The organism is uncultured Helicobacter sp., assembly GCF_910577135.1.
In the GTDB taxonomy this organism is placed as follows: domain Bacteria; phylum Campylobacterota; class Campylobacteria; order Campylobacterales; family Helicobacteraceae; genus Helicobacter_C; species Helicobacter_C mastomyrinus.
The window spans coordinates 70,913-89,586 of record NZ_CAJTLL010000005.1 but is presented as its reverse complement, the minus strand read 5'-3'; the positions used below and the strand labels follow the sequence as shown (position 1 = coordinate 89,586).

General features: G+C 40.7%; 32 protein-coding genes and 1 other RNA gene. 26 read left to right on the top strand and 7 right to left on the bottom strand.

What is annotated here, in order from left to right; genetic code table 11:
• Positions 1–54: 54 nt before the first annotated feature.
• Positions 55–1,179 (bottom strand): tRNA (adenosine(37)-N6)-threonylcarbamoyltransferase complex transferase subunit TsaD, encoded by a 1,125-nt coding sequence (gene tsaD, locus QZ289_RS03980; RefSeq protein WP_295699463.1) that lies wholly within the window; start codon positions 1,177–1,179, stop codon positions 55–57.
• Positions 1,180–1,246: 67 nt separating this feature from the next.
• On the opposite strand from tsaD, the gene QZ289_RS03975 reads away from it, so the two are divergent.
• A complete protein-coding gene (locus QZ289_RS03975; RefSeq protein WP_295699461.1) occupies positions 1,247–2,377 on the top strand; it encodes an agmatine deiminase family protein in 1,131 nt (376 codons plus the stop codon).
• Positions 2,378–2,415: 38 nt separating this feature from the next.
• Here QZ289_RS03975 and ssrA read toward each other — a convergent pair.
• The 3 genes from ssrA to QZ289_RS03960 all read right to left on the bottom strand — a co-directional run bounded on the left by ssrA (position 2,416) and on the right by QZ289_RS03960 (position 4,673).
• Positions 2,416–2,782, bottom strand: a transfer-messenger RNA (tmRNA) gene (gene ssrA / locus QZ289_RS03970).
• Between the two features lie 26 nt (positions 2,783–2,808).
• Complete coding sequence (locus QZ289_RS03965) at positions 2,809–3,372, bottom strand: phosphatase PAP2 family protein (protein WP_295699459.1); 564 nt, start codon at positions 3,370–3,372, stop codon at positions 2,809–2,811.
• A gap of 224 nt (positions 3,373–3,596) precedes the next feature.
• Positions 3,597–4,673, bottom strand: coding sequence for a tyrosine-type recombinase/integrase (locus QZ289_RS03960; RefSeq protein WP_295699457.1), 1,077 nt, complete (start codon positions 4,671–4,673; stop codon positions 3,597–3,599).
• A gap of 270 nt (positions 4,674–4,943) precedes the next feature.
• Between QZ289_RS03960 and QZ289_RS03955 the strand changes: the two genes are divergently transcribed.
• The 25 genes from QZ289_RS03955 to QZ289_RS03835 all read left to right on the top strand — a co-directional run bounded on the left by QZ289_RS03955 (position 4,944) and on the right by QZ289_RS03835 (position 16,094).
• Complete coding sequence (locus tag QZ289_RS03955; protein WP_295699454.1) at positions 4,944–5,363, top strand: hypothetical protein; 420 nt, start codon at positions 4,944–4,946, stop codon at positions 5,361–5,363.
• A 53-nt stretch (positions 5,364–5,416) separates the two neighbouring features.
• Complete coding sequence (locus QZ289_RS03950; RefSeq protein WP_295699452.1) at positions 5,417–5,641, top strand: hypothetical protein; 225 nt, start codon at positions 5,417–5,419, stop codon at positions 5,639–5,641.
• Positions 5,638–5,931, top strand: a complete 294-nt coding sequence (locus tag QZ289_RS03945) for a hypothetical protein (RefSeq protein WP_295699449.1) — start codon at positions 5,638–5,640, stop codon at positions 5,929–5,931. The genes QZ289_RS03950 and QZ289_RS03945 overlap by 4 nt, the downstream gene beginning before the upstream one ends.
• A complete protein-coding gene (locus QZ289_RS03940) occupies positions 5,915–6,334 on the top strand; it encodes a hypothetical protein (protein ID WP_295699446.1) in 420 nt (139 codons plus the stop codon). The genes QZ289_RS03945 and QZ289_RS03940 overlap by 17 nt, the downstream gene beginning before the upstream one ends.
• Positions 6,335–6,646: 312 nt before the next feature.
• Positions 6,647–6,769: a hypothetical protein gene (locus tag QZ289_RS03935; protein WP_295699444.1), complete on the top strand. Its 123-nt coding sequence runs from the start codon at positions 6,647–6,649 to the stop codon at positions 6,767–6,769.
• 94 nt (positions 6,770–6,863) lie between these two features.
• Entirely contained in the window at positions 6,864–7,091 is a 228-nt protein-coding gene (locus QZ289_RS03930) for a hypothetical protein (protein WP_295699441.1), read from the top strand.
• Positions 7,088–7,228 (top strand): recombinase family protein, encoded by a 141-nt coding sequence (locus QZ289_RS03925; RefSeq protein WP_295699439.1) that lies wholly within the window; start codon positions 7,088–7,090, stop codon positions 7,226–7,228. The genes QZ289_RS03930 and QZ289_RS03925 overlap by 4 nt, the downstream gene beginning before the upstream one ends.
• A gap of 4 nt (positions 7,229–7,232) precedes the next feature.
• Positions 7,233–7,655: a recombinase family protein gene (locus QZ289_RS03920; protein ID WP_295699437.1), complete on the top strand. Its 423-nt coding sequence runs from the start codon at positions 7,233–7,235 to the stop codon at positions 7,653–7,655.
• Between the two features lie 394 nt (positions 7,656–8,049).
• Positions 8,050–8,187 carry a hypothetical protein gene (locus tag QZ289_RS03915; RefSeq protein WP_295699435.1) on the top strand — a complete coding sequence of 46 codons (138 nt, stop codon included), beginning with the start codon at positions 8,050–8,052 and terminating at the stop codon, positions 8,185–8,187.
• A gap of 54 nt (positions 8,188–8,241) precedes the next feature.
• Entirely contained in the window at positions 8,242–8,514 is a 273-nt protein-coding gene (locus QZ289_RS03910) for a hypothetical protein (protein ID WP_295699433.1), read from the top strand.
• Between the two features lie 72 nt (positions 8,515–8,586).
• The gene (locus QZ289_RS03905) at positions 8,587–9,123 is read left to right on the top strand and encodes a hypothetical protein (protein ID WP_295699432.1); all 537 of its coding nucleotides are present in this window, start codon (positions 8,587–8,589) and stop codon (positions 9,121–9,123) included.
• 82 nt (positions 9,124–9,205) lie between these two features.
• Positions 9,206–9,829 (top strand): hypothetical protein, encoded by a 624-nt coding sequence (locus QZ289_RS03900; RefSeq protein ID WP_295699430.1) that lies wholly within the window; start codon positions 9,206–9,208, stop codon positions 9,827–9,829.
• Positions 9,830–10,052: 223 nt separating this feature from the next.
• A complete protein-coding gene (locus tag QZ289_RS03895; RefSeq protein ID WP_295699427.1) occupies positions 10,053–11,261 on the top strand; it encodes a hypothetical protein in 1,209 nt (402 codons plus the stop codon).
• Positions 11,262–11,320: 59 nt separating this feature from the next.
• The gene (locus QZ289_RS03890; RefSeq protein WP_295699424.1) at positions 11,321–11,551 is read left to right on the top strand and encodes a hypothetical protein; all 231 of its coding nucleotides are present in this window, start codon (positions 11,321–11,323) and stop codon (positions 11,549–11,551) included.
• Between the two features lie 6 nt (positions 11,552–11,557).
• A complete protein-coding gene (locus QZ289_RS03885) occupies positions 11,558–11,980 on the top strand; it encodes a hypothetical protein (protein ID WP_295699421.1) in 423 nt (140 codons plus the stop codon).
• A gap of 28 nt (positions 11,981–12,008) precedes the next feature.
• The gene (locus QZ289_RS03880) at positions 12,009–12,389 is read left to right on the top strand and encodes a hypothetical protein (RefSeq protein WP_295699418.1); all 381 of its coding nucleotides are present in this window, start codon (positions 12,009–12,011) and stop codon (positions 12,387–12,389) included.
• Entirely contained in the window at positions 12,386–12,685 is a 300-nt protein-coding gene (locus QZ289_RS03875) for a hypothetical protein (RefSeq protein WP_295699416.1), read from the top strand. Before QZ289_RS03880 ends, QZ289_RS03875 begins: the two co-directional genes overlap by 4 nt.
• A complete protein-coding gene (locus tag QZ289_RS03870; RefSeq protein ID WP_295699413.1) occupies positions 12,657–13,019 on the top strand; it encodes a hypothetical protein in 363 nt (120 codons plus the stop codon). Before QZ289_RS03875 ends, QZ289_RS03870 begins: the two co-directional genes overlap by 29 nt.
• 72 nt (positions 13,020–13,091) lie before the next feature.
• Positions 13,092–13,796: a hypothetical protein gene (locus QZ289_RS03865; protein ID WP_295699411.1), complete on the top strand. Its 705-nt coding sequence runs from the start codon at positions 13,092–13,094 to the stop codon at positions 13,794–13,796.
• Positions 13,797–13,958, top strand: a complete 162-nt coding sequence (locus QZ289_RS03860) for a hypothetical protein (RefSeq protein ID WP_295699408.1) — start codon at positions 13,797–13,799, stop codon at positions 13,956–13,958.
• A gap of 64 nt (positions 13,959–14,022) precedes the next feature.
• Positions 14,023–14,415: a hypothetical protein gene (locus tag QZ289_RS03855; RefSeq protein ID WP_295699405.1), complete on the top strand. Its 393-nt coding sequence runs from the start codon at positions 14,023–14,025 to the stop codon at positions 14,413–14,415.
• A 1-nt stretch (position 14,416) separates the two neighbouring features.
• Entirely contained in the window at positions 14,417–14,707 is a 291-nt protein-coding gene (locus QZ289_RS03850; RefSeq protein WP_295699403.1) for a hypothetical protein, read from the top strand.
• Positions 14,708–14,814: 107 nt separating this feature from the next.
• Positions 14,815–15,030, top strand: coding sequence for a hypothetical protein (locus QZ289_RS03845; RefSeq protein WP_295699400.1), 216 nt, complete (start codon positions 14,815–14,817; stop codon positions 15,028–15,030).
• Between the two features lie 149 nt (positions 15,031–15,179).
• The gene (locus QZ289_RS03840) at positions 15,180–15,749 is read left to right on the top strand and encodes a DJ-1 family glyoxalase III (RefSeq protein ID WP_295699398.1); all 570 of its coding nucleotides are present in this window, start codon (positions 15,180–15,182) and stop codon (positions 15,747–15,749) included.
• A gap of 51 nt (positions 15,750–15,800) precedes the next feature.
• The gene (locus QZ289_RS03835; protein ID WP_295699396.1) at positions 15,801–16,094 is read left to right on the top strand and encodes a hypothetical protein; all 294 of its coding nucleotides are present in this window, start codon (positions 15,801–15,803) and stop codon (positions 16,092–16,094) included.
• A gap of 146 nt (positions 16,095–16,240) precedes the next feature.
• On the opposite strand, the gene QZ289_RS03830 is transcribed toward QZ289_RS03835, so the two are convergent.
• From QZ289_RS03830 to nadA, 3 genes are all read right to left on the bottom strand, one after another.
• Complete coding sequence (locus QZ289_RS03830; RefSeq protein WP_295699393.1) at positions 16,241–16,876, bottom strand: hypothetical protein; 636 nt, start codon at positions 16,874–16,876, stop codon at positions 16,241–16,243.
• Positions 16,877–16,911: 35 nt separating this feature from the next.
• A complete protein-coding gene (locus QZ289_RS03825; protein WP_295699391.1) occupies positions 16,912–17,178 on the bottom strand; it encodes a hypothetical protein in 267 nt (88 codons plus the stop codon).
• A 472-nt stretch (positions 17,179–17,650) separates the two neighbouring features.
• Positions 17,651–18,664, bottom strand: coding sequence for a quinolinate synthase NadA (gene nadA / locus QZ289_RS03820; protein ID WP_295699389.1), 1,014 nt, complete (start codon positions 18,662–18,664; stop codon positions 17,651–17,653).
• Positions 18,665–18,674: the final 10 nt, after the last annotated feature.

The following is an 18,674-nucleotide window of genomic DNA, read 5'->3' as shown; positions in this document are numbered from 1 at the left end:
CTAAGCCTTTGAAGCGCAGCATAGAATCTTATAAATACGAGGAGATATCAAAGTCTAGATACAAAAATCGCTAGGCAAACTTTTAGGAGCGATTTGTGCTTCATGCAGAGGTGTGAAATCATTGCTTGTGTATTGCCAAATCGCTGCCATACCTATCATCGCCGCATTATCGGCACAAAATGCTAATGGCGCTAGATGTAATTGTTTGTTGTATTCCTTGCAAAGCTCTGCAAGAGCTGTTCTTAAATGTGTGTTTGCACTCGCACCGCCTACAATGGCAAAATGTGGCAAATCCCGCCCTTCATTGCTTTGAAAAAATAATCTCACTTTACGCACGATATGCTCACACGCGCTTTTTTGGAATCCCGCACAAATGCTCCCTATGTCCTTTTGCGAAAAAGGCTTTTCTAGGGTTAGAGTGGCGATTCTTACAGCATTTTTTAGTCCTGAAAAGCTAAATTCTAATTGATGATTGTGCAAAAGTGGCACAGGGAAGCTATGGGGTGTGTCGTGAGGGTATAAGCGCATAAATTCAGCTGCGTAAGATTCTACCAAAGGACCACCCGGATAGCCTAGACCAAGATATTTTGCTACCTTATCAAAACTCTCACCAAAGCTATCATCAAGGCTTTGCGCGATAATGCTTATAACATCAATACCACGCATAGAGAGGATTTGCGTATGTCCGCCAGATACAAGCAAAATACCTAGTGGTAAATGCGAAGTGATGGTAGATTCTAAATCTGTTTGTGTAGAGGTTAGGGCTTGTATTTCTGCATAAGGAGGGATTTTAGGCAAGTGGGGTAGGGTATCTCTAATAAAAAGCGAATAAATATGCCCCTTGAGGTGATTCACGCAAATAAGCGGCACTTGCAAAGAAAGAGAGAGAGCCTTTGCCATCATTAAGCCCTCAATGAGCGTTACGCTTAAGCCCGGACGTGTGGTTACTGCAATGGCTTTGATATGTGAGAAATCATCATTTACAAAAAGTGCAAGTTTGTTTAGAATCTCGGGCAGTTTTTGGCAATGCAGCCTTGAGGCAATCTCTGGCACTACGCCACCATAGTGGCTATGGGCTTCATCTTGTGAGATTTTCAAATGATATATGAGAATCCCGCTATCAATGTGTGTTAGGGCAATGGAGCTATCATCACAGCTTGATTCTATGCTTAAAATCATCTCTATAACCTCATTTTAAAATGGAAAATGTCAAAATTATACAAAAGAAGTTTAAAGGATATGTGCGATGGATAGGGTGCGTTTAAAGGCGGAGTGGGAAGAGCAAGTGGCGATATTGATGGCTTTTCCACATATAAATAGCGATTGGGCTTTGCATATAGATAGGGCGAGAGAGTGCTTTATACGTATAATCGAGCATATTTTGTGTTTTGAATCGGTGATTCTCTGCATAGATGTGCGCGATAATGAGGGTATAGAGCTTTTGTGTGATTATTTTAAGCCCTCTAGTAATGTGAAAAATACAGAATCTAGCGCTATATCAGCCTATATCCGTACTCATATACGCGATGATGTGCCTCAAGTAAGCATTACTAATCCTTTTCTTCCACATTTTATGCTAGATTCTCATTTTACCCTGCATATTGTGAGAATCCACAGCAATGATACTTGGGCTAGGGATTTTGGCGGTATAGGCATAGAGAAAGCAGGGAATGGCGAAATGCTCAAGTTTATGTTTAATGGCTGGGGACTAAAGTATCCTGCCAATTATGATAATCGCATTGTGAGAGATATCTTCACACCGCAATATATGACACAAGCTGATATGGTGCTAGAGGGTGGGAGCATTGAGAGTAATGGGGCAGGGGTGCTGCTTACCAATACGCAATGCCTCCTTGAGCCTAATCGCAATCCGCATTTAGCACAAAGCGATATAGAATCTAAGCTTAAGGCATATTTTGGATTAAAGCAGGTGCTATGGCTTCACAATGGCTATCTTGAGGGCGATGATACCGATAGCCATATTGATACATTAGCGCGTTTTATCACGCCTGATACTATCGCATATATTGCTTGTGCAGATAGGGAAGATTCACATTTTGAAGCCTTGAAATGTATGGAGACCGAGCTTAAAGCCCTTAAACAGCCCAATGGAGAGCCTTATAAGCTTATCGCCTTGCCTTTTACACAAGCAATATATGATGAGCATAAGCAGAGGCTTCCATCAAGCTATGCGAATTTTTTATTTGTGAATAACGCGCTGCTTGTGCCAACCTATGATGATAAAAACGATAGCAAAGCCCTAGCTATTCTATCACGTGCTTTGCCTCATTATAAGGTAGTAGGTGTGCCTTGCCGCTCGTTGATTTTATGGCACGGGAGCTTACATTGCGTTACTATGCAGCTTTATGCAGATTGAGAGCATTCATAAAATTTTAAAAACAAAAGAAAAAGTAATGGTGGAGCTGTGGGGAGTTGAACCCCAGTCCAAAAATGAGAGCTTCTTAAGAATCTACATGCTTAGTAGGCATTGCAATCTTTTTGTGGCTATCCAATACCTCAAGATAGAATCCACAAGCAACCTTAGTCTTTTCTTTTGCCACAGGTAAGGTAAAAGAGCATCTAGGCAAAGATGACGATTCTAACTCCTCGCTAGATAAGAAAGCTAAAATCGGCTCCTAAAGAGTGATAAACCTACGCTACTTTTGCGTAAGCTGGAGCGTAATTCGCGTTGTTTGCGTTTAATAAAAAGTGGCAGTTTGAGAGCTTACCGGCTCACATGCACTTAAGCCTCGCCACTCCTGTCGAAAGCCAAGTCAGCCCCAGATTCTATAAAGATTCTTAGAATCTTTAAGGGCGGGGATTATAGTCTTTTTTGCACGTTTTGTCAATTTTGTTTAGTAGCATTATAAGAGCCAAGCTCCCCACAAAACCTAAAAATGCTCCTGCACATACTTGCATGGGCGTGTGCCATAGGCTTATGATACGCGAATAGCCCACAAATAGAGCTAAAATAAAGGCGAGTATGCCCCATTGCTTACCCATAAAATACCACATTAATGCAGCTGCTGTGAATGCGGCAGTAGTGTGTCCGCTAGGGAATCCCTTAAACTCGCCATTAATAGGGCGTTTGGCGATTTCTATAATATCTTGCACGGATTGTAAATCTCCATAATGACTTGCTATATATGTAAATGTGAGCTTACACACAAAGGCTATGCCTAAAATGACTGCAACAACGCAAACAAAGTATGCCATAAGTCTATATTGCTTCTGTGAGAGCCACCACAAACCAAGTGGAATAAGCATAAGGCGGAACACATCGCCATAAAGCTCGGCATTATAGAGCCATAGCCCAAGTGCGAGTAGAGCGATGAGACATAGCACTATGTATTGATTTTTGATACGATTCATTGCTATTCTCCTTTAAAATTATAGAATCGAGACCTTTAACACACTTTGCAAGTGTGGAGTGAGGGGGGTAATCCAGCCAACACTTCGTACGTATGATAAATAAAAAACACTAGCTTTAATTGTAAGTGTATTTTTTGGGCGCACAAGCAGGAGTAGAAACACATTTGTAAGCACTGATTGTAAGACTACGTGACAAGTATCGGGATAGTATAGCTATAATAAATCTAAGATTTCCCAATACTATCCATTGCATTGACGACTTCTTGCAGTCTTTCTTTATCAAAATGCGTGTAAATACGGCTTGTATTCAAATCTGCGTGTCCTAGAGCTTCTTGCACCATTACCAAATCGTGCTTTTGCTGATAGAGTAGTGTAGCAAAAGAATGTCGCAGCATATGCGCGCCATTCTTTTCCTTGCGGAGACCCACTGACATCAGTATATTTTCTACATTTTTATAGATATAGCTTTGTGTGAGCGCCTTGCCTTTAGCATTGCAAAAGAGCAAATCGTGCTGCGGGGCAAAAGCTTCACGTTGCGTGAGCCATACGCCGAGCAGATTCTCTATATGGCTTTTGCGTATCATCGCTACTCTAGGCTTATTGCCCTTGCCGCGAATCTGCACGAGATAGCAGTCTTGCATAGGGAATATATCCTTGCGGCGGAGGTTGAGCGCCTCGCTCACGCGTATGCCCGTATAGACAATGAGTTTGATGATGAGTTTATTGCGTGCAGCGATTTTCTCGCCAAAGGGCATTTCGTCAATGCCTTGTAAAAACCGCTCAAGTTCATTTTGATTTAAATATGCGGGCAACTTTTGCCCACTTTTGCCTTGTAGGGCACCGATTTTAAGTGTGATGTTATACACATAAGATTTGCCTTCGTTCTCATTTTGTTTATCAATATAGCCAAATAGCCCAATGAGTGCAATTCTATAATTTTTTTTACTCGCATTTGAAAGGAAGCTTGTCTCCACGCTCAAAAAATCGCTTAGCACCTCTTCATCGATTTCTTCCATTGTGTGAATATTACTTTGTGCGAGGAATGTATAGAGCTTGAGTAGGGGAGTGGCGTAGGTATTAATCCCTATCATTCCTGCTTTTCTTACGCTTTTGCAGAGGGATTCTAAAGATTCTAAAGAGTTTATTTCATCGTTGTTTAGGGCATTTATCGCTTCTAAAATGCGCTCTTTATCATAAACTTGATGATTGGATAATGTAGTGAGCTTGTAACGTATGAAGCGCGTAATCCAAAACAGCATATTTGCAGAAAAGTCATCTTTATAACGCAATGGATATTTCATAATTGCACCTTAGAGAGCTTTAAAGCCCTTATGTAGAGCTGTAAGCATAGCATAGTTTTGTAATATCCAATTTGAAAACTATACTTTCAATGTTTTTCGGGTGGGGAGGGGTGTATTAAAGTTACGAAAAATCCCAAAAGCAAATAGATTTAGCATTGAAATCTATGCTTTAGCACAAAACTACAAGCTAACGCAGAGACAGCAAAAGCAGCATAAAGAGCTACTCAAATATTTACTTACAAAAAAAGTTTCAATTTTACACAAGCGGACGTGTGCTTAGACACCACACAGCTACTAAAAACACAAAAAGCACACAAAACAAAGCAGTATAAGGGGACAAACTACCTAGACTTTGGCGAGGCGGGGCAGCTTTGCATCTATAATAAAGCGATAAAAGATAGACAAAGGAATATGAAATGCCCCACACAATATGGCACATTACGTTATGAAGCAACCTTAAAATTAAGTAAAAACCATACAACACTAAACCGACCAAAAGCCACACAGCAAGGAAAACGTAAGCCATCAAGCCCCCATAATAAGAAAATATCTAAGAATCTTAAACGTGACTCTCAATACTTGAAATATTCTACAAAAGAATTCTTTAAGTATCTCTCTATCAACAAAAAGCAAAAAGTATCAATGAGACATTTTGCAAAACACATTCTAGCTAAGGGAGCAAGCCCTTAAGGGTAAGCGACCTTACAAACTAGAATGTGAAATCTTAAAACAAAGGAGCAGTTATGCACAATCCATACAAAGACACTAACCTTGTAGTGCGCTACACGACAGGGACGCAAGGCTTTATCCCCTTAAAGTATATAAGCGAAATCGTAGGCAATGCCACGGGTAATCAATATGCGATAATCGATAAAGAGGAACTCGCACAGCTTAAGAGAGAGGCGGCACAGCAAACACTCTTTACCTATGCAGCGCTTAGCAGTAGCACACGAAAGGACTTGAAATGAAGTTTTACTTAATCGTAAAAATTGGCAATAGCCACTTAAAGGTATTAGCACAGAGTGAGAGACTAGAGACTTTAACTTGTAGCCTTCAAGAAATCACAGACGCAGGATTCTATGTGATGATAATCAAAGCAGATTCAGAGGCTAAGGCACTGGTAAAAGCCGCTAGCTTAAGCTTATGCGATATAGACATCATAGAAATACCCGACATAGAGCAGCAAGGCAAGGCAATCACAGCCACAGCAGCACACATAACAGAATTTAAGGAGGCAAACAATGAGTGCAGCAAATAACATAGAGCTTTACACACAGACATTAAAGGAATGGTATAACGAGCGAAACACGCAATACCCCTATGAAATGCAAAATAACGCACATCTCTATATCGCTAAAAGGCAGTATATCTATGAAATCGTGCGAAACTTAAGGGCATATAGGGATAATAACAACTTTAGCAAGTATAACGCGCGTCTCTATGCACAAAGGAAGCGATGTGAAGCGGACATACGCGCCGCGCTTCAAGCTAAGGCACAAAGGGCAAAAGAGTTAGAAGCCCAAAAGGCGCGTGAGGCAAGGGCTAAAGACAAAGCCGAGCAAAAGGCACAGCAAAAAAGGATAGATAATCGCATAAGGCAAGCGCGCTTTAGAGAGCGCAAAAAGCTAGCACAAACGCAAAGCGCTTTAGAATTGAAATAAAAGGAGGCAAACAATAGCTAATAAACACATAGCAAAAAAAAAACAGGTAGGCTTATCGCGCGGGATATGGAGTGCTTTATGGATTATCACTTTATAGAAGCAAAAATCTACAAAAAAACACGACGAGGTAGAGGCAGACAACGTAATAATGAACTTAAGGCATTACATAAAAAGCGTAAGGAACCGAGTGTAAATAAATGTGTAGTTAAATGTACATCGTGCAAGTGTAACATTTGAAGTAAAAAAAAGTTGTGCTTGCATATTGATTTACAAAAGGATAAAATTTAGAGATAAATTTACAATGGAGGCTTTATGAAAAAGAATAACAATAAGAAAAATTGGCGGTGGTGGATAGATAATGTATTCAATTTGAACTTTATCTTAGGAATGCTCTTTACAATGGCATTTTTAGAAATAACAGGAGGGCTAAAATGAACATAGCACAATATGTAAATGGCATACAGGGCAAGCGGGCACGCACGAGCCTTTACTCTACAAGGCGCGCGAGGATATAAAGGCGGATTTTTACTTGCAAATAAGCAATGTAGATTCTATCAAATGCGATTACAAACTCTATGCGCTGCTATGGGAGCGCGATAACGAGGGCGAACCGCAAACATTCGACATCGCCGAGGGTGAGATAGAGCGCGCGCAGTTAGAGCACGGGCATTTAGAGGCGTTTTTAGATGAGTGCGTCAGTAACGCAGAGCTAGGAGCCCGTCCGATTCATAGTAGTAGAGTAAGGAGGATTCTATGATAGTAGCATATGTAAGAGTAAGCACGATACTACAAAACGAGGCAAGGCAGCTAGAGCTTATCAAACAGGAGCAGTGCAACAAGGTATTTATAGAAAAGTTAAGCGGTAGCAAGGCAGAAAACCGCCCCCCAGCTTAACGCAATGCTAGACTATGTGCGCGAGGGCGATACTATCATTTGTCACAGCATAGATAGATTAGCGCGTAATCATAGGGACCTATGCGAGATTCTCAACATTTGCAAGGATAAGGGCGTGATTGTGCGCTTTCTCTCTCAAGGATTAGATACCAGCAAGGGCGTGGTTACGGATATGCTTATTAGCATTCTAGGATACGTGGCGCAAATGGATCTAGCGCATATCAAAGAGCGGCAACTAGAGGGCATAGCGATACAAAAGGCAAAGGGCACACTCAAAAGCGGGCGCCCGTTTATCAATGTAGATAAAGCGGCGTTTGATGAGGCATTCTTTGCCAGCGGTGGTAGCATTACTAAAACGGCAAAGCTAATGAAAATCTCACGCACGAAGCTTTACAAATGGCTACAAGGGCAAAAGAGCACACCATAAACCGCGTAAAGGAGGCGTACAATGGACGGAGAGCAAAATTCAAGCATATGTTTATAGGGGCTTTATAATACCCATTGCCTTGCAAATTTTAATAGATTTGTGTCATTAAGTAACATAGAGTTTAAAATTTTACTTTTTAGCGATTGTTATTTAACTCTTAAAAGGCAAGTTTTAGAGGCTAAACTTAAGGGGTTTATCTCAAATAATCCCTTAAGTGCTTTTATCAAAATGAACTTTTAAACAATCCACAAATACACAAACAAACTTAAAACCACGAAAAACGCAAAATCTCATATTATCACATAATCGCGCTTATAATCCAATATGACGCTTTTTAGGGCACTTTTTGCTTTGCGTTAGAATGCCCCTTGAAATTTAAAACGAGGGGTAACAAATGAACCTAGATTCTATAATGGACACATACACTAAAGCGCATTTAGTGGAATTGCTTACAAGTAATGAACGCAAAGCCAGTGAGCTAAACCGCAAAAGTAAGCAGGAATTAGCACAGCTTTTTCTCTCTCAAGGGTGAGAGTATCAAAAAGGCACAAAACGCGCCCAAAATCCCAAAAAGTGAGCTTTACTAATGGATAGCACACAAAATGCACAAAATGCTAACGTAGAGCCAGCAAGCGAGGGAAACATTACTCTAACGCCACAGGAGCCGTTAGAAAGCGCGCGTGAGCCCGTGCAATATGATAATGATTTTATAAACAAAATAGAATCTCAAGTCGAAGCAAGGCTGCAAAAAAAGCTCTATGCGGGGCGCAAACAGGAAAAAATCGATAAAAAAGCGCACAAAGAAGCTATAAAAATCTTGATTTTATGGATAAGACGCCCTCACTTTTGCAAAGTGTAGTAGCTTTAGTGGGAATGGTGGGGGTAGGAATTGCAGTTTATGGATTCTATCTCTTAAACAAGGAAAAGAAAAATGAAACTAACGCACAAAAAGCCACAGAATCCGCAAGCGGAATCTAAAAGCGGTATCACGGGCGGAATCCCGAGCGGAGATTCAAGCGGGGGTAAAAGCGGGGATTCTAACCTTGCAAAAGCGCAAAAAATCCACGACTTAGGCTACTCTCAAAGAAGCCTTAGCACACTTGAACGGCTAAGTTCTCAAGAGTTAGACTTTATCTTAAGAGAAAAGCGCGACCCGCAAAAAGACGAGCTAAGCCGCAAAACCATAGAATCCAGCAAAGAGATAGTCAAAGGCTTTGTCTCAACGTGCGAGGCTCTCAAAAAGGCGCGGGTAAATGAACCGCTTAACCCGGGCATTAAGGTAATGGTAGAAAGTAACCAAAGCGCGCTAGCCGAGTATATAAGCGTAGGGGCGGGGGGCAAGGTAGGGCTAATCCTGCTTATACTCTCAAGTATTGCAATGATAATAGATTCTGCAATTGGCTTTGAAAAACTAAAGCGTAACAAAGAGCCGCGTAAAGATAATCAAAACAAGGGGGATTCTAAATGATTAATTGGAAAGTAGTTTCACTTTTTAGCATAGCCTTTTGCTTAAGCTTGCTTGTCATAGAGATATGTAAAGGGGGCTTGTTTTGAAACAAAACACAATTACTACCATCTTTGCAAATAAGGGTAGCGGTAAAACTATGCTAGCCACGGCGTTAGGTTTAGCACAAAGTAAGCCCGTTATCTTTATAAGCCCCATTATGCACTCTATCCCTACACACTTTAGAGATAAAGTCAATCAAAGCGAGTTACAAGAGGATTTTTATAGCGGGGTAAGCTATATCTATTACTTGAATGATTTTAACGCCTTAGAGGAGCTTTTAGGTAGCATAGCCACGATGGAAAATATTTGCATAGTGATAGATGAAATAGACTTCTACTATAAGAATATGCTAGACAAAGAGTTAGAACTCTATAAGCTTATCAACTACGGTCGGCATAGAGAGATAGACTTAATCGTGATGGCAAGGCGTTTGCAAGATACACCAAAGGCGATAGTGTCTCAAACGGACGTATTCTACATAGGGCGCATAGGGAAAAGTTATACGGATTATGAGTATATACGCAAGACGTTAGATAAAGACATCGCCGAGGATTCACAATACTTGCCGCGAGGTGATTTTATGCGGGTAGCTTTAGGGGATAACAAGGCTACTCGCATAAGGTTATCTCAAACCTTAATACATCAACTAGAAAAGGGGCTACAATGAGCTTAAAATTCACAATCAAAGCGGGGCTAAACGTTAAAGGCAATTATCGGCGTAGTAGTCGGTATCGTATTGTTTAATCTTATCAAGACTAAGATTCCACAAATTAGCTAAAAGGGGGAGTATATGAAAGCGATTTTAGAAACAGTCGTTACGGCATTGGTAGCAAGTATCGTATTTGCTAAACTCTCAAAACTCAAAAAACCAAATCTATAAGGAGGATTCTATGGCAGGCGTATTTAACGGACGTAAGAATATCGAACCAGACGGCACAGGGGCGCAGTGGCAACCAAATGGAAATGTGGTTATAGACTTAGGGCGGTATCGCAATAAGCGCGCATTGGCAATGATTTTAACCATCACAGGGCAAATCGTAGCTAAGGTAACTACTGCCCCAGCAAGCGACACAGCATACACAATCAATTATGCAGACGACCACATTTACAATCTCTTTAGCAACGTGCAAATAAAGCTAAATGGTAACACCGAGGTAAAAAACGTTACTTCACTTGCTATTTTTAGATTTATTAACACCTTGCAAAATCGCGGTAAGTTTGAATATATGGAAATCCCAGAGAGTGTAAGCATAAAAGCGGGGCAAACTCAAGGGGTAGCAGAGTTTAAGCTCGTAATCACTATACCTTTTGCAATGTTTGACCAGATAGGGGCTACACAAACAAACATCTGCACTTGGCTCTTTAATAGCTTCCAACTTACCTATAAGAACGAGCCGCAAGAAGTATGTTTCAAATCTATGCTAGCAAGAGCAGAGGGGGCAAGTGATGATAATGAGGGCGCGGCTACTCTATCCCTTGCTAATACCTATGTCAATTGCAGTAGCAAGTATTGGATAACAAGCGAGATTCAAGCAAACAGACAAGAACAATTCTTGTCTCAAATGGGTAATCTCTATGTGCAAAAGGTTATCTCAAAGGGCTTTAGCGGTGGCGGTAAGGGGCAATATATTGAACTTACCCCCAACCTATGGATAAAGGACTTTATCATAGTATTTAGAAACTCTCAAACCAACGAGCGACTAGATGGTATGATAGACAGGATTAAAATTGCAGATGGAAATAATATCCTAGTGGATACCACGCCAGAAATTCTTAAAAATGAAATGCTACAAAAGTTTAGCCTCTCGCAAATGCTATTTGGCAAAGAGCTAAGCGACAGCCCAGATGGTAAAGGCGTATTCTATGGAGTGTATCATATAGCGAGTAACTACTTTGGCGATATGAACAACTCTTTAGTATTTATGAGTTTCAATCAAATGCGCTTGACTATCGACTTTAACAATAAATTTGCAAGCGTGCTTAATGGTGCGACGGAGGAAATCCTAGTAGAGGTATATCAAAACTACGAGGATTTACCACAGCTTTTACAACAAGTGGCACTAGCAGAGGCAAACCGTACTGCACAAGCACAAGGCTAAAAAAGACACGGCATAACACAGAGCCGTGCAAAATGGGTTAATCTAATAAGGGGGATTCTATGGATTGGAATTTTGATTCTATCGGTAGTTTGGTAGATAAGGGCGTAAATATCTACAATAGCTACTCAAGTAACCAGACAGCAAACGACATAGCAAGGCAACAAGCTAATGCAAACTGGCACGCGACCGAGACGCAAAACAAAATCAACTTAAGCAATGCAAAGCTAATGCTTATTGGTGGCGTCATACTTGCTATTGGCACGGCGCTTTTTATCTTTAATCGTAAGTAGGGCACTATGGGGTGGTGGTCAAGCAAAAAAACTACAAACAACACAACTAATCTCTATCAAAACACGTCATATGGCGCGGTAACGGGGAGCAACCTCTCAAATCTCTTTGGCGGGGGCAATACCTTTAACATAGGGAGCAGTGGGAGCGTATATAATGAGGCAAACGGAGGTTTCGGAGGCGGTAGCACTACTACCAGCCCGCATAATACCGCCACAAACTCAAACACGACCTCACAAAGAGATGAGTTAGGATTCAGTGCGAGCGTAGGTGGAGGGAGTGGCAGCGCAGGCAGTGCCTCCACAGGCTTAAGCGGCGGGAGCGATAGCATAGGCGGGGGCATATCTCAAGGGGGCGGCTTATCAAGCCCGTTAATACCTCTAGCCTTAATCGGTGTAATGGCAGCGCTTATGTTAGGTAAGCGCAAATAGGCATTATTTGTAATGTTGGAGGGATTCTATGGCAAGTAATTTTGGATTAGACTTAAGTCAAACAGACAGCAGTCAAAGCAGCTCAGCGGCTACAATAGGGGATAATTCCTATTATGTAGATAATGGGATAAACCTAGACTTAAGCGGCGCGATACTTGATACAAGCACGAAATTAGGGCTTATGGGAGAGGATTTACACGCCATAGGAAATACTATCAGTGGTATTACAAATAATGCTTTTAGCGCGATTTTAGGGATTACCGCACAGAATAAAGAGGCGGTTATAGAAGCCACAAAGGGCAACTGCAGCTTAGGCATTCAAATAAGTAATATGTTTAAAACGCCTTATATGTGGTGTGTTTTATTAGGAGTTTTACTTATAGTTTTTAAAATAAAGGGGCGTAAATGAGTAACTTACTTTTTAGCAAACAAAATACAAGCTTTGCAAAGCAACAAAATCCATTGCAAAGTTTAGAATTGCCTTGCGATAGGGAATATAATCAAGTCAATTTAGGGGCGTGCGCGTATTTTTTGCTCCTTGACTACCCCGTGGATGTAAAGGTGTATATCTCACTCAATCCCGAGCGTAAGGACGCCTTTTTGGTAGATAATCGCAATACGGGCTTTAGAATTACAGACGTATATACCCGCGAGGGCGTGCCCGCACAAGTGCAAAATGTCTATCTATGGACAGAGGGCATATAACCAACTTGCAAGATTCCAAAGGCGGGGCGGCAAAAGTGCGCATAGCCTCCACTGGGGGCAATTTTTATCAGGGGACTTTTACCAGTTTACCGCCTATTTACATAGGGGCGGTTATAGCCTAGGCACGGCTTACGGGGCGAACTATAACAACCTTGCCACTTTTAAGGATTCAAACGAAACGCTAGAGTTTAGCGGTGATTTTATCTTGGATAATTTGATAAGCAGGGATAGAGAGGAAAATACAGGCTTAATAATATGGTTTATGACAAGAAGAAATGTAAGCTCAAGCACGCATTGGCTAGCGCAAGCCGACTTTATCATCTATGAGAGCTAAGACGTGGGGCTTTTTGTGGTATTTGGAATGTTTGGAATATGTTTAATTTTAGGATTTACAGGAGGTGTGATTATGAGTCAAAGTGATAGATTTAAATGCTACGGTATTAATAGCGACGCGGAGCTCACCGCCGCCATAGAATACGCGGTGCAAAACTTCGCTATGGGGGCAAATGTAGATAACTTAAGGGCTATGCTAAGAGAGACAGCCATTACAGAATCTAACTATGGCAGGGCGATTTACAACAATAAGCGCGGGTTTGGATACGGGGCGTTTCAGTTTGACTCTATAGGAATGAAGCAAGCCCTACTAGTGGCAGAATCTAAAGGGCAATTAAATAAAATTCGTCTCTTGTCTTTAACTACAAGCTTAGGAATATTCAAACTAAGTGAGGCGTTAAAGACAGCTGGGGGCGAGGCGTTAAGCGATGAACGCGTATTAAGCGAAGCAGACGTGATAAATATCTCAAACGCACCAAGATACGCGGGGAAATCGTGGGAGCAGGTTAAAGCCGAGCTACTTAATCAAAACGCGCTAGTAAGAATGTTTGATTCTATGCCCTCTTTGCAAGGCTTTGCCTTAAGCATCGTAGGTATAAGCAAGTATGCTTTTAACAGCATAGTGGAATACAAAAATCCCATAAGGGCAGCTAAAGAGGACGTAAAGATGATTTTTAAGGGCGCGGGGATAGTCTTTACCACAGGGGCGATTCTCGCTTTAGCGTGGAAGGTGGCTTTAATCTATATGGCATACAAAGCCGTGCGTAAAGGTGTATAAATGCAAGATTGGGAAAAAGAGTTTTTAGCTTTATTTGGGGAACACGAAAGGGCGCGGGAATACGCGCAAAATGTAAGGAATACAAAGAAAGCACAAGCGCAACGCAACGCGCGTAAAAAAGTGCTAAAAAAGCCCTTAATAAAAAGGGTAGAGTTAAGGTAAAGGGCTATTGTGTCAGGGGGTATATGCGAAATATCCCACGCAAAAGAAAGAAAAGGGGGCATAAATGAGTAGCGCATTATCAGTATTTCGAAATATCTTTAAAACCGCCGAGCGGGCAATAAGCAAAATCCCTAGCGATAGCGAGCGAGAGATGATAAGGGGTGAGATTACAAAGGAATTTGCCTTACTAGAGGTAGAGTTTGACAAGGCGGTAATGAGTGAAGCCACGCTAAGGTATCAAAAAGACTTAGAGAGCGGCTCTTGGCTTAACCGCCACATACGAGCTATTATAATGCTTATCTATACCGTTATAGTGATAGTGCTACCATTCATTAATAAAGTGCCACTGCACATAATGGACTTATACTCTACTATCGCTATGCTTATTTATGGATTCTACTTTGGTGGCAAGACGTTTGAAAAAACGGCAGAAATTTTTAAGCTAGTAAAGAAATAGAATGCAAACCGCACACACGCCCGACTTTGGCTTTTTCTTAATGGTGATTGACATTGATAAAGACATAAGAGCGTATAACGCGGCTATGAGTAGTTACAACCTATGGAAAAGTAGAATCAACATAAAACACTCGGTGCAGCATACGCACTGGCGGCGCTTTTTGGGCATTAAAGTAAGCAAGTATTACACATACACTACTCACATTACTTACCCACAGGCTCCAGCCCAGACAAACAAATACAACGCACAGGCACAGCAACTAAGAGATAAACTAGGGGTTTTTTTGGTTTAAAAGGTTTTTAAGTTTTTTAATGTAAGATTCAAGGCATAAAAAACCTTGCAAGTTAAAACCTGCAAGGGGTAGGTAAAAATCAGGAAACAAAGACAAAGGAATTAGCAATGTTTCAGGGCGCATTATATGATTTTGAAGCTCTAAAGTCAAGTTATGAACATCTCTTTTTAGACAAAATCGACACACAAATGCTTAAAATCGATACCTTACGTGGCATTTGCACCGCCTCGGCTGCACTAAGACTACACAAAAGATTTACACTTAAAGCAATAAAGACTGAAACAACTTCTACTGAAAACTATACTTTTCAAACTTTTATATAAAAGGCACTAGCCCTACTTTCTACTGCATTTGCATATAAAATTTACCAAAATCAAAAAATATCTATTAAGTCTAATCTGTTCTTACATTAAAAAATGTTAGAATCTGTGCGTTTTTTAATAAGGACAAAATCACATCAAGGAGTGTTTAAGTGAAAAATGTTTTAGTGCCTGTTGCAAGGGGATTTGAGGAGATAGAACTTGTAAGTATAGTCGATATTTTGCGTCGAGCTGGAGTGCGTGTAGTGATGGCAAGTTTAGATTCTCATAAACGCATACTTGGAGCACATCATATTGTGATAGAAGCAGATTCTGTCCTACCCGAGCTTGATATGGAGGATTTTGACGCAATTGCTTTAGCTGGAGGCTATAATGGTATGCAGAATCTCGCTAGTAATGAGCTTATCAAGCTCTGGCTTACCACTTTCAAGCAAGAGCAAAAGCTCATAGCTGCTATTTGCGCTTCCCCTATCGTGCTTGATAAGGCTGGGGTGCTTGAAGGGGATTTTACTTGTTATCCGGGCTGTGAGAGCGAAATCAATATGCAAGGTAAGACAAAAAACACAAAAGCTGTTGTAAAAAATGGCAATATTATCACATCAGCAGCTCCGGCTACGGCTGGGGTATTTGCCCTTAGCATTGTCGAGGAGCTATGTGGCAAAGCAAAGGCAAAGGAACTCTACGAGGAATTGCAATTACCTCTTTTAAAAGCATATCTCTAAAATTTTAAATTTCCTTAATTTAAGCAAAACCAAATCAAAAAGAATGCAATAATGAAAAATATTTACCTAGCAGAAATAGACCCAAACACGAATAATAAAAAAATCATAAACCGCTCTCCATTCAATAGTGTAAAAGAGGCTCAAAATGCAGCTAAAAGGGCACTTAGGAATAAAAAATTGGAGAAAAATATCTACGGAATCATTAAAGTAGATAGTAAAGGTACAGAAATAAAAGGCATTTTTTACAAGAGAAAGAAACATAAAAGAAAAAAAATTACAGATAGTGAGGTAATGGCACTTCTGTTAGGCTTACTTTTAATAATCAGTCTATGGTTTATTTTATAATTTGTTTTGCCTACTCTATCCTACTCTACTTTGCGCGAGTTTAGCCATTTGTGAAGTATCGCCCATCAGGCACAATCGCCAAAACTTGCCTAGCGATTTTGTGCCTTAATGGCAACGCTAAAGGGAGATTCCAAATTCTAGCATACCTATTGCGGATTAATATCCTTTGTGTAGCCCACGCTGACTTTTGCCATAAAGTTTGTCCCTCGTAGCTTTGAGGCAGTATTGGTATTAGCAAATACATAATCGCCATTTAAAAAGGTATAAAATCCCGCGAGATATTCTATACTTGAAGTGTCGCCCATAGGAAGGAAGCCCTCTAACTCTCCTCCAGCAAAATGACGGGAAAGCCCTATTCCCTTGCTTTTTAGATTTGTAGAGAAATTATCCCAGCCATAAACAGCATTGATAAATAAAGGCATTTTTGCACTTGCGATATTCACCCCAATCTTAAAATAAAAATCAGTGAATAGCGAAAGATTACTTTTGCTGTATAGATCAGATTCAAAGTAAGCTCCAGAGGCTGTAGCACTGCCTAACCCTACTTTGCCACCAAGTTCGGAAGCAAGACGGTTCTTAAGAGTGCCACGTGCACTAAAGGCGAGATATCCTCCTACACTGCTTATTTGCGCATCTTTAGAATCTAGATTATGATAGGCTCCTCCAAGCCCTATGCGGAAGTTTTTGCAATTTGAATCAGTGCAGTCCGTGGCAAAGATAAGGCAAGGGAGTAATGCTAAGATTCCCAAAGAAAACAAAGATTTTGATTTGAAAGCAAACATAAGATACCCTCCTTTTTATATAGGTGGGGTGGTTTTTACCACCACCCATTTTTATCGCCGATTTTTTCTACTGCTAAAACGATAAGTCCAGCGGTTAATCCACCCCAAAACTCACCTTGAGTTTCTTGCATTTCTTTTTCGCTCAAAGTCTCTACATTGAGATTTTGCACATTATCACCAAAAAGCAAAGCTTTTTCACTTTTTTGCAATTCCCCTGCGTTGGAAGCTATACCCTCAACAGCCGCTAGGCTAGTCGCTCCAAATAAAACTGACACCAACAATAAAGCACAAATCTGTCTCATAACAGACCTCCTAAAAAAATTTTGTTTCACCTTGATGTTTCAAAGGAAATGATTACATTATTAGTAATAATTCCTAATATTATGATTAAAAAAACGAATTTGTATATTAAAGTTACAAAAAGTAAAGTATTTTCTAACTTTAGGCTTTTTATAATATATAGAAACTTTGCCCTCCCCCTAACCCCCTGCAATACTTACCACCGCCAAAAAAAAAGGGGGGGGGGGGATAAGAGATGAGCTCACCTTCCGCAAAAAAAGGGTGAGAGATAAAGTAATTTTCCGCGAGAGAGGGGGAATGAGTAGGAGCCAAATCCACAAAAAAAGAAAAAAGAATTGAGTGGGAAACGAATAAAACCCTGCTTTTGAAGGGGTGCAAAAGCAGATTCTACCAAGGAGAGAAAAGAAATAACCTCTTATGCAAAGAAATTTAAAGCAATCTCCATAAAAGAAGGGTTAAAATAATGCCACTGCCCTATGATAGCTCTAGCATTCTATCTAGGGCGATTTTTGCCCATTTTTGAATCTCATTGTCTAAAAACACCTCATTTATAGGCTTTTTATCCTCATAGGCTAAAAGCACATCGCGTATGTCCTCTAAGGTGGTTTCATTCATCGTAGGGCATTGGGGCTTACTCGCACTTAGCACAAAGGTTGTTTGTTTGCCATTATATTTAGGGCGCAGACGATTAACGAGGTTAAACTCCGTCCCTACGGCTACTCTCTGCTCTAGTGGCAAATCTTGGACATATTTGATAATTTGACTAGTCGAGCCTACAAAATCCGCCATTTCTACGACACTAGGGTCGCATTCAGGGTGAAGGGCGATTTTAATATCTGCAAACTTATTGCGGTAGAATCGCACATCATCGGGCGTGAAAAGCTGATGCACAGAGCAGAATCCATCATAGCAAATCACTTGTGCTTCCCTCATCTGCTCTTGGCTATCCCTGCCAAGTAAGGCAGAGCTTTTGCCACTTGCCCGAGCGAGATTCTCTCCTAAACATCTATCGGGCAGAAAAAAGATTTTTTTGCCCTTTTGCAAGGCGAAGTCAAAAATCTTTTGCGCATTCGCACTCGTGCAGACAAGCCCACCCATTTGCGCGACTTTCGCCTTGACATCGGCATTTGAGTTGATATAGGTAATAGGAAAGATAGAATCTTTGTCTATGCCATAAGATTCTAAGGTTTTAATACTCTCATCATAATAATCGCTATCTATCATTCTTGCCATTGAGCAGCACGCTAAACGGGGCATTATGACGCGTTTTTGCGGAGCTAGGACTTTTACACTCTGCCCCATAAAAGCCACACCGCAAAATACAATAAGGGGCTTTTCACTCATACTTGCCTTACGCGATAGCTCTAGGCTATCACCGCATAAATCTGCTAGGGCTACAATCTCATCTTTTTGATAATAATGCGCTACCAAAAGCCCATCGAGCTTATGGAGCAAATCCTTGATTTCATTATAAATATGAGCCGACATCTTATCTTTC

What these genes read in the sequence shown, in the direction of transcription:
- tsaD (WP_295699463.1), bottom strand. Translation starts at nt 1,179, where the DNA reads ATGATTTTAAGCATAGAATCAAGCTGTGATGATAGCTCCATTGCCCTA.
- QZ289_RS03975 (WP_295699461.1), top strand. Translation starts at nt 1,247, where the DNA reads ATGGATAGGGTGCGTTTAAAGGCGGAGTGGGAAGAGCAAGTGGCGATA.
- QZ289_RS03965 (WP_295699459.1), bottom strand. Translation starts at nt 3,372, where the DNA reads ATGAATCGTATCAAAAATCAATACATAGTGCTATGTCTCATCGCTCTA.
- QZ289_RS03960 (WP_295699457.1), bottom strand. Translation starts at nt 4,673, where the DNA reads ATGAAATATCCATTGCGTTATAAAGATGACTTTTCTGCAAATATGCTG.
- QZ289_RS03950 (WP_295699452.1), top strand. Translation starts at nt 5,417, where the DNA reads ATGCACAATCCATACAAAGACACTAACCTTGTAGTGCGCTACACGACA.
- QZ289_RS03945 (WP_295699449.1), top strand. Translation starts at nt 5,638, where the DNA reads ATGAAGTTTTACTTAATCGTAAAAATTGGCAATAGCCACTTAAAGGTA.
- QZ289_RS03940 (WP_295699446.1), top strand. Translation starts at nt 5,915, where the DNA reads ATGAGTGCAGCAAATAACATAGAGCTTTACACACAGACATTAAAGGAA.
- QZ289_RS03935 (WP_295699444.1), top strand. Translation starts at nt 6,647, where the DNA reads ATGAAAAAGAATAACAATAAGAAAAATTGGCGGTGGTGGATAGATAAT.
- QZ289_RS03925 (WP_295699439.1), top strand. Translation starts at nt 7,088, where the DNA reads ATGATAGTAGCATATGTAAGAGTAAGCACGATACTACAAAACGAGGCA.
- QZ289_RS03920 (WP_295699437.1), top strand. Translation starts at nt 7,233, where the DNA reads ATGCTAGACTATGTGCGCGAGGGCGATACTATCATTTGTCACAGCATA.
- QZ289_RS03915 (WP_295699435.1), top strand. Translation starts at nt 8,050, where the DNA reads ATGAACCTAGATTCTATAATGGACACATACACTAAAGCGCATTTAGTG.
- QZ289_RS03910 (WP_295699433.1), top strand. Translation starts at nt 8,242, where the DNA reads ATGGATAGCACACAAAATGCACAAAATGCTAACGTAGAGCCAGCAAGC.
- QZ289_RS03905 (WP_295699432.1), top strand. Translation starts at nt 8,587, where the DNA reads ATGAAACTAACGCACAAAAAGCCACAGAATCCGCAAGCGGAATCTAAA.
- QZ289_RS03895 (WP_295699427.1), top strand. Translation starts at nt 10,053, where the DNA reads ATGGCAGGCGTATTTAACGGACGTAAGAATATCGAACCAGACGGCACA.
- QZ289_RS03890 (WP_295699424.1), top strand. Translation starts at nt 11,321, where the DNA reads ATGGATTGGAATTTTGATTCTATCGGTAGTTTGGTAGATAAGGGCGTA.
- QZ289_RS03885 (WP_295699421.1), top strand. Translation starts at nt 11,558, where the DNA reads ATGGGGTGGTGGTCAAGCAAAAAAACTACAAACAACACAACTAATCTC.
- QZ289_RS03880 (WP_295699418.1), top strand. Translation starts at nt 12,009, where the DNA reads ATGGCAAGTAATTTTGGATTAGACTTAAGTCAAACAGACAGCAGTCAA.
- QZ289_RS03875 (WP_295699416.1), top strand. Translation starts at nt 12,386, where the DNA reads ATGAGTAACTTACTTTTTAGCAAACAAAATACAAGCTTTGCAAAGCAA.
- QZ289_RS03870 (WP_295699413.1), top strand. Translation starts at nt 12,657, where the DNA reads ATGTCTATCTATGGACAGAGGGCATATAACCAACTTGCAAGATTCCAA.
- QZ289_RS03865 (WP_295699411.1), top strand. Translation starts at nt 13,092, where the DNA reads ATGAGTCAAAGTGATAGATTTAAATGCTACGGTATTAATAGCGACGCG.
- QZ289_RS03860 (WP_295699408.1), top strand. Translation starts at nt 13,797, where the DNA reads ATGCAAGATTGGGAAAAAGAGTTTTTAGCTTTATTTGGGGAACACGAA.
- QZ289_RS03855 (WP_295699405.1), top strand. Translation starts at nt 14,023, where the DNA reads ATGAGTAGCGCATTATCAGTATTTCGAAATATCTTTAAAACCGCCGAG.
- QZ289_RS03850 (WP_295699403.1), top strand. Translation starts at nt 14,417, where the DNA reads ATGCAAACCGCACACACGCCCGACTTTGGCTTTTTCTTAATGGTGATT.
- QZ289_RS03845 (WP_295699400.1), top strand. Translation starts at nt 14,815, where the DNA reads ATGTTTCAGGGCGCATTATATGATTTTGAAGCTCTAAAGTCAAGTTAT.
- QZ289_RS03835 (WP_295699396.1), top strand. Translation starts at nt 15,801, where the DNA reads ATGAAAAATATTTACCTAGCAGAAATAGACCCAAACACGAATAATAAA.
- QZ289_RS03830 (WP_295699393.1), bottom strand. Translation starts at nt 16,876, where the DNA reads ATGTTTGCTTTCAAATCAAAATCTTTGTTTTCTTTGGGAATCTTAGCA.
- QZ289_RS03825 (WP_295699391.1), bottom strand. Translation starts at nt 17,178, where the DNA reads ATGAGACAGATTTGTGCTTTATTGTTGGTGTCAGTTTTATTTGGAGCG.
- nadA (WP_295699389.1), bottom strand. Translation starts at nt 18,664, where the DNA reads ATGTCGGCTCATATTTATAATGAAATCAAGGATTTGCTCCATAAGCTC.